The organism is Paeniglutamicibacter sp. MACA_103 (assembly GCF_045798555.1).
Lineage (GTDB): Bacteria > Actinomycetota > Actinomycetes > Actinomycetales > Micrococcaceae > Paeniglutamicibacter.
This window is the reverse complement of the sequence record NZ_JBIXLN010000074.1, coordinates 1-13,153: the sequence shown is the minus strand read 5'-3', so window position 1 is coordinate 13,153 and position 13,153 is coordinate 1. Positions and strand designations below refer to the sequence as shown.

The 13,153-nt window shown below is 68.0% G+C and carries 13 protein-coding genes; 10 read left to right on the top strand and 3 right to left on the bottom strand.

Features of this window, described 5'->3' with window-relative positions:
- Positions 1–57: 57 nt before the first annotated feature.
- The 3 genes from ACIPVK_RS20855 to ACIPVK_RS20845 all read left to right on the top strand — a co-directional run bounded on the left by ACIPVK_RS20855 (position 58) and on the right by ACIPVK_RS20845 (position 2,233).
- Positions 58–714, top strand: a complete 657-nt coding sequence (locus ACIPVK_RS20855; protein WP_407613904.1) for an alpha/beta hydrolase — start codon at positions 58–60, stop codon at positions 712–714.
- 110 nt (positions 715–824) lie between these two features.
- On the top strand, positions 825–1,886 hold the full coding sequence (locus ACIPVK_RS20850; protein WP_407613903.1) for a hypothetical protein: 1,062 nt from the start codon (positions 825–827) through the stop codon (positions 1,884–1,886).
- Positions 1,883–2,233 (top strand): GntR family transcriptional regulator, encoded by a 351-nt coding sequence (locus tag ACIPVK_RS20845; RefSeq protein ID WP_407613902.1) that lies wholly within the window; start codon positions 1,883–1,885, stop codon positions 2,231–2,233. The genes ACIPVK_RS20850 and ACIPVK_RS20845 overlap by 4 nt, the downstream gene beginning before the upstream one ends.
- Before the next feature lie 30 nt (positions 2,234–2,263).
- Here the strand turns inward: ACIPVK_RS20845 and ACIPVK_RS20840 are convergent, their stop codons facing one another.
- Positions 2,264–2,491 (bottom strand): RNA-binding S4 domain-containing protein, encoded by a 228-nt coding sequence (locus ACIPVK_RS20840; protein ID WP_407613901.1) that lies wholly within the window; start codon positions 2,489–2,491, stop codon positions 2,264–2,266.
- A 144-nt stretch (positions 2,492–2,635) separates the two neighbouring features.
- On the opposite strand from ACIPVK_RS20840, the gene ACIPVK_RS20835 reads away from it, so the two are divergent.
- From ACIPVK_RS20835 to ACIPVK_RS20825, 3 genes are all read left to right on the top strand, one after another.
- Positions 2,636–3,616, top strand: coding sequence for a DMT family transporter (locus tag ACIPVK_RS20835; RefSeq protein ID WP_407613900.1), 981 nt, complete (start codon positions 2,636–2,638; stop codon positions 3,614–3,616).
- The gene (locus ACIPVK_RS20830; protein ID WP_407613899.1) at positions 3,613–4,602 is read left to right on the top strand and encodes a DMT family transporter; all 990 of its coding nucleotides are present in this window, start codon (positions 3,613–3,615) and stop codon (positions 4,600–4,602) included. The genes ACIPVK_RS20835 and ACIPVK_RS20830 overlap by 4 nt, the downstream gene beginning before the upstream one ends.
- 183 nt (positions 4,603–4,785) lie before the next feature.
- Positions 4,786–5,379 (top strand): carboxymuconolactone decarboxylase family protein, encoded by a 594-nt coding sequence (locus tag ACIPVK_RS20825; protein WP_407613898.1) that lies wholly within the window; start codon positions 4,786–4,788, stop codon positions 5,377–5,379.
- A gap of 47 nt (positions 5,380–5,426) precedes the next feature.
- On the opposite strand, the gene ACIPVK_RS20820 is transcribed toward ACIPVK_RS20825, so the two are convergent.
- Positions 5,427–8,354, bottom strand: a complete 2,928-nt coding sequence (locus ACIPVK_RS20820) for a helix-turn-helix transcriptional regulator (protein ID WP_407613897.1) — start codon at positions 8,352–8,354, stop codon at positions 5,427–5,429.
- Positions 8,355–8,500: 146 nt separating this feature from the next.
- Between ACIPVK_RS20820 and ACIPVK_RS20815 the strand changes: the two genes are divergently transcribed.
- The 3 genes from ACIPVK_RS20815 (at position 8,501) to ACIPVK_RS20805 (ending at position 11,245) form a co-directional block, all read left to right on the top strand.
- Positions 8,501–8,734: a hypothetical protein gene (locus ACIPVK_RS20815; protein WP_407613896.1), complete on the top strand. Its 234-nt coding sequence runs from the start codon at positions 8,501–8,503 to the stop codon at positions 8,732–8,734.
- A 203-nt stretch (positions 8,735–8,937) separates the two neighbouring features.
- The gene (locus ACIPVK_RS20810) at positions 8,938–10,323 is read left to right on the top strand and encodes a glycine--tRNA ligase (RefSeq protein WP_407613895.1); all 1,386 of its coding nucleotides are present in this window, start codon (positions 8,938–8,940) and stop codon (positions 10,321–10,323) included.
- A gap of 4 nt (positions 10,324–10,327) precedes the next feature.
- Positions 10,328–11,245, top strand: coding sequence for a GNAT family N-acetyltransferase (locus tag ACIPVK_RS20805; RefSeq protein WP_407613894.1), 918 nt, complete (start codon positions 10,328–10,330; stop codon positions 11,243–11,245).
- Positions 11,246–11,324: 79 nt separating this feature from the next.
- Here ACIPVK_RS20805 and ACIPVK_RS20800 read toward each other — a convergent pair whose 3' ends face one another.
- Positions 11,325–12,338, bottom strand: a complete 1,014-nt coding sequence (locus ACIPVK_RS20800; RefSeq protein ID WP_407613893.1) for an LLM class flavin-dependent oxidoreductase — start codon at positions 12,336–12,338, stop codon at positions 11,325–11,327.
- 129 nt (positions 12,339–12,467) lie between these two features.
- On the opposite strand from ACIPVK_RS20800, the gene ACIPVK_RS20795 reads away from it, so the two are divergent.
- Positions 12,468–13,153: tRNA dihydrouridine synthase (locus tag ACIPVK_RS20795; protein WP_407613892.1), on the top strand; the 686-nt coding region annotated here is incomplete at its 3' end.

Here is a 13,153-nt window from a genome sequence, read left to right as displayed (position 1 = left end):
AAGCGTAGGTTGAGCGGCAAATCGCCGAATGCCGCGAATTTCTGCTTGACTGGTCTGGTGAGCGAAACAAGTTGGAACCCCACTGTCATTTGGTCCCGCCCGGAATCCGAGCGCGCCGGCACCCCGCTACTGGTGCTGTTGCACGGCTACCTCTCCAATGAAGAGGACCTCATGGGGCTGGCCCCCATGCTGCCCGAAGATTTCACCATAGTCTCGGTTCGGGCACCGCAGTCGCTGGGCCCCGGGTACACCTGGTTCCCGCTGATGCAAGACCTGGATTATTCCTTTGATGCCGTCAAGAAATCCATCGCTGATTTGTGGGGCTGGCTCGAACCGGTCAGCAAGCAGCATTCATCGGTGAGCCTGCTGGGCTTCTCCATGGGAATGGCCGTGGCCACGTCCCTGCTCCGGCATCAGCCCGACGCCTTCTCCTCGGTTGTCGGCCTCTCGGGGTTTGCCGTGCCGGAAGAAGGGGATGGCTTTTTCCAGGATGCGAAGCTCAAGGAGTTGCAGAAGCCGGTGTTCTGGGGCCGGGACCAGGCCGATCCCGTCATTACGCAGGACAAGATCGAGTACACGCACGCCTGGGCCACCAGCGACGTCCATGTCACCAAGGTGCTCTACACAAACATGTTCCACTCGGTCAACGCACAGGAGATGGCGCACGTGCACGAGTTCCTGAGCCACGTCGTGCTGAAGGGCGCGACGATCTAGGGGCTTCTTGTGCCAACTCATTGACACAAGAAGCGGCCGCCTGCTTGTATTGAGCTATTGATACAAGCGGGCGGCTGTTTGGCTTTCCCGCCGAGGCAAGGGGAGCACCCATGGTCAATGGATTCGCACTGCTGGTCCTTATTGGCTTTGGAGTCGGCATCACGGTGCTGCTCAAACGGAGCATCTTCACCCAGTATCGCTCCGATCTCCTGTCGCTGGCCGCCGAAGGCAAAGACGGCGAACGGGCCAACGCCCTCAAGGTGCTGCGCAGCCTGCGGGCCCGCACCTTGGTGGCCGTGGCCGCGATGGCCTCGGGAGGGGCAGCGGCCCTTGTCCTCCATGTTGCATTCCCTGCATCCGCGGGCCTGCCCCTGGCCGCCGCCCCCGCCGGAATGTGGGTCCTGGCCGCACTGGTTTTCGCCGGTTGGCGGCTGCCGCATGAATTTGCGAACCCTCCAACCGAATCGTCGCTGAGCGTCAGTGCGGAGCTGACGCCGCGTTCCACCGGGATGTTCGGCCCGGCCTGGGGAATCGTGATGCCTGCCGTCCTGCTCGGGGCGTCCATTCTTGGCCTCGTTGTCGCGGGGCTCCTGTCGGGAACCGACGAGCGGGGACGCTTCCGGAATCTTACGTACATGTCAACCGGAGGCGCGGTGCTGGATGACAACAGGGTCGTGACCCAGGTCCAGCTGGGTGTCGGATCGGTTAGCCCCTTCCCGGGGTGGTATTACGGGATTCCGATCCTGGCGCTGCTGCTGTTGGGCGCCGGTCTGAGTTTGTGGGCACTGAACGCGAACGCGCGCCGGCCGCGGATACGTGGGCTGCGGCTACTGCCGTTCGACGATGGGGTGCGAACCAACGCCGGATACGTGATCAGCACGGGTTTCAGCGCGATGCTCTGTTTCCAGATCGCACCCTTGATGTTTTTTGCGGCAGCCGCACTGCGTAGCTCGGGAATGGACCCGGGGTACGTCGTGGGCCAAGTCCTCGATGAGAACTCGATGCCCAGCATGATGCTGGATCCGGTCCTGGGCGCCCTGGCGCTGGCCATGGCCGTCGTCGCACTGCTGCTTCTTGTTGTCGGCGCCGTCTTGCTGGTTCGGTTGCTGGGGTGGATGGGGGCAACGCTGCGCCCACTGAGGCTGCCTGCTACGGCTGCGGCAATCGCATGATCACCATTGACCCATCCCACCCCAGCGGTCCGGCCGAACAGATCCGTGCGCAGATAACCGCGCTCATCCAGTCCGGGGAGTTGGCGGTGGACGCCAAGCTGCCACCGGTGCGGCAGCTGGCCGGTGACCTGCGGGTTGCCGCCGGCACGGTGGCCAAGGCCTATAAGGAACTCGAAGCGGCCGGATTGGTGCGCACGGGACGTGCAAACGGTACCCGGGTGAACCCCGGCCAGGTTCTGGACGCTCCGGCGCTGAAGGAAGTCCAGCGACTGGTCGCTGCCGCGCGCAGGGCCGGCATGAGTCTGGAAGACGTGCAGGGGATTGTGGCGGTCAGCTGGAACGCATGATGCCAACCGCCGGCACCGGATGCTGCGAGGTTACGCGGTCTCCACGCGGACGGACTCGCCGTTGACGGTCACCGTGTCGCCATTGCGGATCTGGGCTCCACGGCGGGTCTCGATGTCGCCGTTGACCTTCACCAGGCCGTCCTCGATCAGTTGCTTGGCGTGGAGTCCGTCATCGGCCAACGATGCCAGTTTCAGCAGTTGACCCAGTCGAATCGACTCGTCGCGGATTTGGATGGGGAAAATTTCGGGATTTGCCATGTATCCATCATGGCGCATCGGTTGTCCCCTGGCGCACCGGGGGAGGGCGTGAGGCAGGTTTTGTGGCGTTGGCGACACAATGCGCAGACCGCGGAAGGTTCGGCGTAAGTTTCACTAGTAACGAACCCGTCCCCAAGGAGACCCGTGGCACGCCCCGAACCGCGAGCACATGCAGTGCCACTGGCACTGGCCGCGTCCGCCGGGATGTTGATGCCCCTGCAGGCCCTGATCACTTCGAGGGCGGCCGGCGTCCTGGGCGGTTACTTCCCGGCGGCCCTGCTCAGCGCACTCACGTCACTGGTTTGCCTTTTGGTGGCGAGCGTCGCGATCCCCGGCGCCCGGGCCGGGTGGAGGAAATTCGGCTCCGTGTGGCGCGACCGCCCGATTCCGCGATGGTTCCTTCTCGCCGGGTTGGTCGGATCGTATTACATGGTCGCGCAGGCCATGAGCGTGGGCACCATCGGCCTGGCGCTTTTCGCCGTTGCGGTCGTTGGCGCCAGGACCCTGTCTAGCATCGTCATCGACGTGATCGGATTCAGTCCGGCCGGCAAGCAGCCGGTGACCCGCATCCGGCTGCTGGGCGCGGGGCTTCTGGTCATCGGGGCGGTGATCGCCGCCTGGGGTGCCGGAGCGCAAGCAGCCGAATCGCCCCAGGCCCTTCTGGCCCTGGCTTTCGCCGCCGGCGCGGGACTCTTGGTCAGCTTCCAGCAATCCATGAACAGCCGCGCCGGGAAGGCCTATGGTTCCACCACCACGGCGACGGCCATCAACTATGTCTCCTCGAGTGCCGGGGTGTTGGTGGCCATGGCACTTGCGGCCTTGTTGCGGGTCGAATCCTTTGGATTCTCCCAGGCGCCGCTATGGTGGATGTACTTCGCCGGCCCCCTGGGCATCCTCTTCGTGGTCACGGGTGTCACCCTGGTTCCCCGGCTCGGGGCCCTGCTTTTGGGCATGGGGCTGGTGACCGGGCAGCTGGTCGGTTCCCTGGCCATGGACCTGGCCATCTCGCCGGAAAAGGTCGGCGCGAACGAAATCGTTGGAACACTGGTCACCCTGGCGGCGGTCCTGGTGGCCTCCTGGCAGCCCAACGGGAGACCGCGCTGGAGGGCAAGGAAGGCATCATGAGTTCGACACCTCTTCCCGCGGCGCACCAGTCACGGTCCCTGGCGCCCCTTTACGTGGCAACGGCGGTGGTGGCCGGATTGGCGATGCCGATCCAAAGCCGCATCAACGGGGCGTTGGGCATCCGGCTGGGGGATCCGGTGGCCGCCTCGCTGGTCAGCTTCACCACCGGCCTCATCGTGCTGGTGGTCGTCTCGCTGGTGGTGCCGCGGGCGCGCGCCGGCGCCCTGGAGATCCCGCGGGCCCTGCGCCAGAAGCGCTTTCCGGTGTGGTACCTGGCCGCCGGCTGCATCGGTGCGTTCGTGGTGATCTCCCAGACGCTGACGGTGCCGCTGCTGGGCGTCGCCTTGTTCACCGTATCCATCGTCACCGGCCAAACCCTGGGTTCCCTGCTGGTGGACGGCATCGGTTTCGGGCCCGGCGGGCGCCGGCGCATCAGCACCATCCGCGCCCTCGGGGCCGGATTGACCATCGCGGGAGTCATCTGGGCCGTGAGCCCGCGGCTGGGTTCCGCCGCGTCCATCGCCACCTTGCTGCTGCCGATGGCCGTGCCCCTGGTCGTGGGCTTCCTCATGGGATTCCAGTCCGCCGCCAACGGCGTCCAGGCGCAGGCCTATGGAACACCGGTCGCCGCAACGCTGGTGAACTTCCTGGTGGGCGGGACCATGCTCGCCGTCCTGTTGATGGTGCGCCTGCCGACCCAGGGCCTCCCGGGGGCGTTGCCGAGCCAGTGGTGGTACTACCTGGGCGGGCCGCTGGGGTGCGTGTTCATCGGGCTCTCCGCGTTCCTGGTCAAGCACCTGGGCGTCCTGCTGACCGGCCTGGGCATGATTTGCGGGCAACTGGTCGGCTCGTTGCTCATTGACGTGGTGGTGCCCGCCCCGGGCGCGGTGATCAATGCCGCGACCATTGCCGGGACGCTGCTGACGCTGGCCGCGGTGGCCATGACCTCGATTCCGAGCGGAAGGATCCGGCGGGTGCGGAACTAGCGTTTCATCCCGGCCGGCCTTGGTGCGCACCCGACGAAATCCCCTGGCGAACTTGGGGCATCCGCCCCATGTGCCGGCCGGCCCGTTTGCCCTACGATCCCACTAGCAGGGGAAGTGGAAGACGGCACGGGGCGCATGCGCGCCAAAGGCCGATTCCCCTCCTGCGGAACAGGGGCAGGCACCATGGGCATTCTTGAAACCATCGGCGAATCCGAGGCCGGCGGCGCGATGGCCGCAGCGTACGCCGCGGACCGTGCGGCGCTGGGCTACGTGCCGAGCCACACCAAGGTCCTGGCCATGAATCCCGAGGCCTTCGAGGCCTGGAAGACCCTGCAGTCGGCGATCGCCGGGTCGATGGGAATGCGCCGGTACGAGCTGGTGACCCTGGCCGCGGCGCTCGGACTCGGCTCCCGGCATTGCCGGCTGGCCCACGGGAACAAGGCGTTGAAGTTCTTCGACGAGCAGCAGCTGCTGCGGATCGCCAGGGACTACCGCGATGCCGGCCTGGACGAGGCCGAGGTGGCGATGATGGACTTCGCCGTCAAGTTGAGCACGGACTCGGCCGCCATGGTCGAGGCCGACAGCCGGCGGCTGCGCGACATGGGGTTCTCCGACCGGGAGATCGTTGACATCACCCTGGCGGCCGCGGCCCGGAACTACCTCAGCCGGATCCTGCAGGCACTGGACGTGGACGTCGACGTGCCGCCGAAACTCGGCGAGGAGATGCGCGGCGCCCTGCTCGATCCGATCGATTCCCGCGAGGCCATTGCCGGCTGAGCGACCTTGTGCGCCCGCCTCATGCCCGAATGCCCCAAGCGGCGGGCTCAACCCCCTCGCCCCCGCCGGTCCGCGCCCCGGCGGGTCGCGAGCCGGGAGAGGTCCAGGCGGTTTGCCGCACCCGTCTTGGCCAACAGGTGCGAGATGTGTGAACTGACCGTTTTCTCGCTGATCACCATGGCACGGGCGATTTCCGCATAGGTGAGCCCGGAAACGACGTGCCCCAGGACTTCCCGTTCGCGCGTCGTGAGTCCGGAAAGCACCGCATAGGTTTCCGGATGGCCTTCCCCTGCCGGGGAAACCACGGGGATCCGGGCCCTGGCGGCAAACTCGTCCAGCCGCATCGCCAGGGGCCGCGCCTCGAGTTCCCCGGCCAGGGCGAGTCCGCGGTGGAGGAACGAGGCCGCTGGGCCGCGTCCGGAGTGGCCGTGGAGCAGCAGCGCCTGCACGGTCCGCCAGCAGGCATAGGCCTCTTCCCAGCGCAGGGACGCCGCCTGGCACGCCTCGGTGGCCTCCATCCATTCCTTGGCGTTCCCGGCGCCGGCCCGGGCGCGGCCGACCTCGGCCCGGTACAACAGCTCGAAGGCGGCTATCTGCACCTCGTACAGCTCGGTCTCGTTCCCGGGCTCCCTGATCACGGAGGGGAAGCTGCGCATCAGGTCGTCGGCGAGTGCCAGCGTTCCGGCGGCATCCCTGCCCTCGTCGCGGGCAACCTGGACCATGTCGGCCAGGGCGCGGGCGGCCAGGGGAATGAGCCATTCGCACATGGTCGGCGGCTGGCCCGTCTTGGCGGCACCCGCCAGGGCCGCGGCGTAGGCGGCGTCGGGGTCCTCCGCCGCCAGGAAGACCTCCGCCCGGACGGCATCGAAATCAAGGTTGTTGTACCCGGACTGGTGCGCGAACAGTTCCTCGGCGCGGGCCAGGTGCGAGCGTGCCTCGTCCTGGCTGCCCTGCAGGGCGGCCAGCCGTGCGGCGGTCAGCCGCGCCGCGACATCCCCCAGGGGACCGGGGTCCGAGCCAAGGGCCAGGCGCAGGGCCTGCCCGCATTCGCGCCATCGGCCGATGGCCAGGTAGCTGCTGGCCTCGTCGGCGGCCATCTTGGAGATGTACACGTGGGGAGCCCCAAGGGCCGCCAGCCGTTCCCTGCCGGCGCGCATGAGCTCGGCAAACACCTGGCTGGCCCAGGTCTCCGTGGCGTTTGCCTGCCAGGTCGTGGCGTGGAGCAATGCCCAGAAGTCCTGGGCCAGCTCGGCGGCGCCCGCCGCCCTGGCGGCCAGCACGCGGGCCTGGGCCGGACGCCCGTCGATCACCGCCGCCATCGCGTTGGCCGTCAGGGCAAAGGACAGTGCCCGCGGGTTTCCCGCCTCCAGGGCGATCTCCAGCGCCCGGGAGGCGCGGTCCCGGGCAGCGGGATCGTTCTGCCACAACCCGACGTGGGCGAGCTCGGCCAGGGCGTAGGCATGCTGCCAGCTCGCCGGCGCCCCCCGGGCCAGCCGGATTGCCTGGAGCAGCGGGGCGCTGGAGAGGAACTCCAGGCCCGCGGAAAAGCGCAGCAGGGTGCGGCGCACCAGCAGCTCGGCAACCTCCAGCGGCCGGGAGACGGGGTCGACCTCCTCCAGCAGGGCCTGGACCGCCTCGAGTTCATCGTCCATGGCGCCGGCGCCGTCGGCGGCCACACGCAGCCGGACCAGCAGTTCCTCCCGGCTTTCCTCCGCGCCGGGCAGCCCTGCGTGCAGGGCCAGGGCGCGGTGCAGCAGGCGCAACATCTCATGGGCCCCGCCGGCCGCCCCGGCGGCGACGGAGGCGCGCAGCGTCCACCGGTAGGCCTCGGCGGTATGGCCGGCCGCGTCGTGGTGTTGCGCCAGCGCGGCCAGGAACTCGAAGTCCGGCGTGGTCCCGCGGGCCAGCAAGTTTTCCCCGTAGGCGGCAAACAGGGCATGCCAGTCCCGTCGCTGCCCGCTCTCCAACCCCTGTTCCAGGACCTCGGAGATGATCGGGTGGTGGAACCACCAGTGCGTTCCGTTGGGCGCGCGTTCGACCAGTCCCGCATCGGTCGCCTCGTGCAGGATGGCGGCGGCGTCGAGGGCGGACCCCGCCTGCCTGGACAGGCCCGCCAGGTCCTCGGCGCGGATGGGCCGCCCGCCAACGGCCATCAACCGGGTCAGCTGCCGCGCGCCGTCGGACAGCCCGTGCCAGGAACGCAGGACCGCCGCCCCCAGGTCCTCGGGGAGCAGCACCGGAAGGTGCCGGGTCTCCGGGCCCAGGCCGGAAACGATCAGCCGGTTGAGGTAGGCGTTGCCGGCGGTGTGTGCGTAGACCTCCTGCACCAGCGACTGGTGCGGGGGAGCCCCGAGCACCAGCGCCATCTGGGCCCCGGTCGCGAGCCTGTCCAGGGGTCCGAGCTTCAGCCAGGAGATCCGCGGCATGCGCCGGATGTCGGCGAGCCAGCGCCGCAGGGAATGCCTTTCCCCGACCTCCCCGCTGCGCAGCGTGGCCAGGATGGACAGCCTCCGGCTGGCGGGTCCGGCGATGAGGTACATCAAGGCGTCCAAGGTGCTGGCGCCCGCCCACTGCAGGTCGTCGATCACCAGTGCCACGGGGCGGATCCGGCACAGTTCGCTCAGCCAGTTGTCGATGGCGATGATGACGGCGTCGGGCGCGGAACCGCTGGGGCCGATGACGGGCGGCTCGATGCCTTCGATCCGGGGAGCCTGCCGAATGGCCGACCGCAGCGCCAGGAACGGGACGGTCATGGAGGCCAGCGGCAGGCAGGCCCCGGACAGGACGAGGACCTCGGGTGCCATCTCGGCGCAGGCCCGGTGCACGAGTGCCGTTTTCCCGATGCCGGGATCGCCCGAAACCACAAGGGTGAAGGCGCTGCCTGCGGCCGAGCCGTTCAGGCACGCCTCGATCTCGGCCAGCTCCGTCGCCCTCCCCACGAGATCCGGGCCAATCACCCCAAGCTCTTGTGCCACAAGAACAGTTTCCCACCATCCCCGCCCGCCGTCGGGGAAACCTGAGGGCTTTTGCCCGAATCTTGAGGATCCATGCCCGATGCCGTCCGCCGGGCACCGGGCGCACCGTTGAGGTATCGGAAACCGTTCCCACTGGAGGCAACACCATGAATTTCCCACGCACGGCCCCGCGGCTCGCGGGCCTGGCCGCCATCGCCCTGGCCCTGGCCCTGGCCGGGCCGTCCCCGGCGATGGCCAAGCAGGACCCCGGAGGCGCGGTCGCCGTTGACGCGGTGTCCACCGCCGCGTGTTCGCTGACGAGGCTCGGCACGCAACTGGTCCACTGCGACAGCCTTACCGGGGCAGGCGTCCGCGCCTCGTCCTGGGTCCCCGAGCGCTGAGCCCCGCATCCCCTTTGCCGTACCCGGAGTCCTTCCGGGTGCGGCATTCCCGCGTGCGCTGCGCGCGCTCCCGGCGTGCCGCGCATCATGGGCCGGAGGCGGGCGCGAAACTCGGACTTCGCAACCCAAACACGTTAGGCTGGGCGAGTATGTTTTCGCCCAACGGACCGCAACCAGCGGCCTCGTGAACCATTGGAGTTGTTATGGCGCCTCAGTCCAAGCTCGATCAAGTCATCTCCCTCGCCAAGCGGCGCGGCTTCGTCTTCCAGGCCGGTGAAATCTACGGCGGATCCCGCTCCGCATGGGACTACGGACCCCTGGGCACCGAACTGAAGGAAAACATCAAGCGCGAATGGTGGCAGACCTTCGTGCGCGGGCGCGAGGACATGGTGGGACTGGATTCCTCCATCATCCTGCCCAAGGCCGTTTGGGAGGCCTCCGGCCACGTCGCCACGTTCACCGACCCGCTGGTCGAGTGCACCTCCTGCCACAAGCGCCACCGCCAGGACCACCTCATCGAGGCCTTCGTCGCCAAGAAGAAGCGCCAGCCGGCCGACGGCATGAGCGAAATCCCCTGCCCCGACTGCGGCACCAAGGGCCAGTTCACCGAACCGCAGATGTTCTCCGGCCTGATGAAGACGTTCCTGGGTCCGGTCGACTCCGCCGCCGGCATGGCGTTCATGCGCCCGGAAACCGCGCAGGGCATCTTCGTGAACTTCAACAACGTGCTCACCGCCAGCCGCAAGAAGCCGCCGTTCGGCATCGGCCAGATCGGCAAGGCCTTCCGCAACGAGATCACGCCGGGCAACTTCATCTTCCGCACCCGCGAGTTCGAGCAGATGGAAATCGAGTTCTTCACCGCCCCCGAGGACGCCCCGGCGTTCTTCGACAAGTGGGTCGAGGACTGCTGGGCCTGGTTCCTGGATTTGGGCATCAACGAGGAAAACCTGCGCCGCTTCGACGTCCCCGAGGACGAGCGCGCCCACTACTCGGCCGGCACCATCGACTTCGAGTACCGCTTCGGCTTCCAGGGCTCGGAGTGGGGCGAGCTCATGGGCGTCGCCAACCGCACCGACTTCGACCTGAGCTCCCACTCCAAGGGCTCGGGCACCGAACTGTCCTACTTCAACCAGGCCACCGGCGAACGCTTCACCCCGTACGTGATCGAGCCGTCCTTCGGCCTGACCCGTTCGATGATGGCCTTCCTGGTCGACGCCTACGTCGAGGACGAGGCCCCCAACGCCAAGGGCGGGGTGGACAAGCGCACCGTGCTGAAGCTTGACCCGCGCCTGGCCCCGGTCAAGGCCGCGGTGCTGCCGCTCTCGCGCAACGAGGACCTGTCCCCGAAGGCCAAGGCGCTGGCCGCCGAGCTGCGCAAGACCTGGAACATCGACTTCGACGACGCCGGCGCCATCGGCCGCCGCTACCGCCGCCAGGACGAGATCGGCACCCCGTTCTGCATCACGGTGGACTTCGACACCCTCGAGGACCAGGCCGTGACCATTCGCGACCGCGACACCATGACCCAGGAACGCGTGGCACTGGACAAGGTGCGCACCTACCTGTCCGAGCGCCTCAACGGAGCCTAGGGCCATGTCGACACTCGAATACCGGCCCTGGGCCGAGGGGGACGACCTGGCGCTGCTGGAGATCTTCGGCGACCCGGCATCCCCGCACGCCCACCAGGACCGGACCATGTTCCGCAAGGATTCGGACGCGCCCTTCAGCCGCGCGCTGGTGGCCACCGACCAGGGCATTGCCGTCGCGGCGGGCGTGGTGTTCGCCTCGACGCTGCACCCGACGCGCCTGTGGCTCTACGTCGAGGTCGCGCGCGAACACCGGCGCACCGGGGTCGGCACCGAACTGGTCGCGCGCCTGCGCGCCCTGGTGCCGGCCGGGCAGCCGGGCGAGCTCAAGGCCCGCTACACCGTGACCGCCGGAACCGATGCCGCGGCCGCGGCCGGGTTCTGCGCGGCGCTGGGCATGGGAGAGATCCAGGTCGCCCGCGACGTGGTCGTCGAGCCCGGCGGCCTGGCGCTGCCGCACTTCGAGGACGACGGGCTGACCCTGGACGACATCGCCACCGGCTCCGTCGAGTTGACCAAGTTGGTCGTGGAGTTCTACAACGCGACCCACGAGTGGGACCCGGCGAACATGACCCTCGGCAGTGCGCAGAAGATGCTGCTGGACGACGCGACCGGGGCCCAGGGCGTGGTTGTCTTCCGCGACAAACCCAAGGCCAAGGGCGGGAAGATCCTCACCTTTGCCATCAGCTACACCCCGGCGCGCGCCGATGCGCCCGCCGACGTGCTGCTGGGCTGGAACCCGGAACTGGGCTACGACGAATCGGCGGAGCCGATCCGCGGGATGCTGGCGATGCTGGCGCACCAGTACCCGGTGAAGCTGGAGGTCGACGGGTCCATGGTCGTGCTCTCCTCGCTCGTCGATGCGCTGGTGCGCGCCAACCACGCCACGGTCACCGCCACCACGCACATAGTGGCCACCGCGTAGCTTTTCGCACCGCAACGCCGATGGCGCCGGATGCTTCCCCTTTGGGGGGAGGATCCGGCGCCATCGTTGTCCGTGCAGGCTACTTCTTCCAGCCCAGCTCGCGGGCGATCTTCGCGATCTCGGTCATCACGTGCGCGTTGTAGTCCACGCCGAGCTGGTTTGGCAGGGCGAAAAGCACGTAGTCGGCCTCGGTGATCGCGTCGTCGTCCAGGAACTGCTGCGCGACCTCTTCGGGGGAGCCCGCGTAGGTGGGACCCGAGCGGGCAACCGATCCGTCCAGCACGCCCACGGAGTCCCCGCGCTCGCGGCGCCCGAAGAAGATCTCGTCCTTGTCGGTGGTGATCGGGAACGCGCTGCGGGTCACCGCGGTCATCCCTCCGGTGCTGTGCCCGCTGACGGCGTAGGCCTCCTTGTATTGGCGCAGCTGGTCCGCCTGCAGCACGTGGAAGGGCCGTCCATCGTCCTGAAGCAGCAGCGTGGAGGAGAGCAGGTTCATGCCCACCGACGCGGTCCACAGCCCCGAGCCGATGGTCGCAGCTCCCCACCAGATCCGGTTTTCCAGGCCGGGGGAGAGCGGGTTGACCGGGATCAGCTGGTCCTGGTCGTGGTGGCGGTCGGGCATCGGGTGGGCCATGCCTTCCCCGGCGATGGCTGCGCGAAAGCGAGCTGCCCGTAGGCGCGTTTCATTTGCCCAGCTGTTCCCGGGTTCCAGGTCGTAGCCGAACTGGTGCTGCCCGTCGCGGGCGGACTCGGGTGAACCGCGGCTGATGCCCAGCTGCAGGCGCCCGTTGCTGATCGCGTCGGTGGCCCCGGCCATTTCGGCCATGTAGAGCGGGTTCTCGTAGCGCATGTCGATCACGCCGGTGCCGACCTCGAGCGTGGTGGTCTTCGCCGCCATGGCCGCCAGCAGCGGGAACGGGGTGGAAAGTGAGTTGCCGAAGTGGTGCACCCGCATCCAGGCCCCGTCGAACCCGGATTCCTCGGCGGCGACGGCCAGGTCAAGCATCTGGCGCACGGCATCGGCCCCGGTGGGCACCGGCGAGTTGCTGGAGCCTCCCGAGTGGCCGAAGGTCAAGAAGCCAATCTTTTTCACGCCTCATCCTTTGCATGCAAACGTATGTACGTTGGGTACAGCCCTGCGAGGCCACCCATTATTCCCGGTGTGATGCACAAGTTGGCGCCCGGCCCCCACGGATTTGGATCTATTTGAGAGAATGGGTTAGTGACTGCAATTTCCGACGTATCCCAGACCGGCGCGCCCTCGGCGGCGAAACTTGAGCTGCCCCCGCTCCAGCTGGGCAAGCACACCATTGACACCCCGGTGATCCTGGCGCCCATGGCCGGCATCACCAACAAGGCCTTCCGCAGGCTCTGCCGCGAATACGGCGGCGGGGTCTACGTCACCGAAATGGTCACCTCCCGGGCTCTGGTGGAGCGCAATGCGGAGTCCATGCGCATCATCTCCCACGACCCGGACGAGGAACTGCGTTCGGTCCAGCTCTATGGCGTGGACCCCAAGACCGTCGGGGCGGCGGTGCGCCTGATCGTCGAGGAAGACCGCGCCGACCACATCGATTTGAACTTCGGCTGCCCGGTGCCCAAGGTCACCCGCAAGGGCGGGGGAGCGGCGCTTCCCTGGAAGACCGACCTGTTCACCTCCATCATCAAGGCAGCCACCACCGAGGCCGCCCGCGGGGACGTGCCCCTGACCATCAAGATGCGCAAGGGCATCAACGAGGACCACCTCACCTACATCGAATCGGGCAAGATCGCCCGCGACCACGGCGTCGCGGCCGTCGCCCTGCACGGGCGCACCGCCAGCCAATACTACTCCGGCAAGGCCGACTGGGACGCAATCGCCAAGCTTCGCGAATCGCTGCCGGATGTGCCGGTGCTGGGCAACGGGGA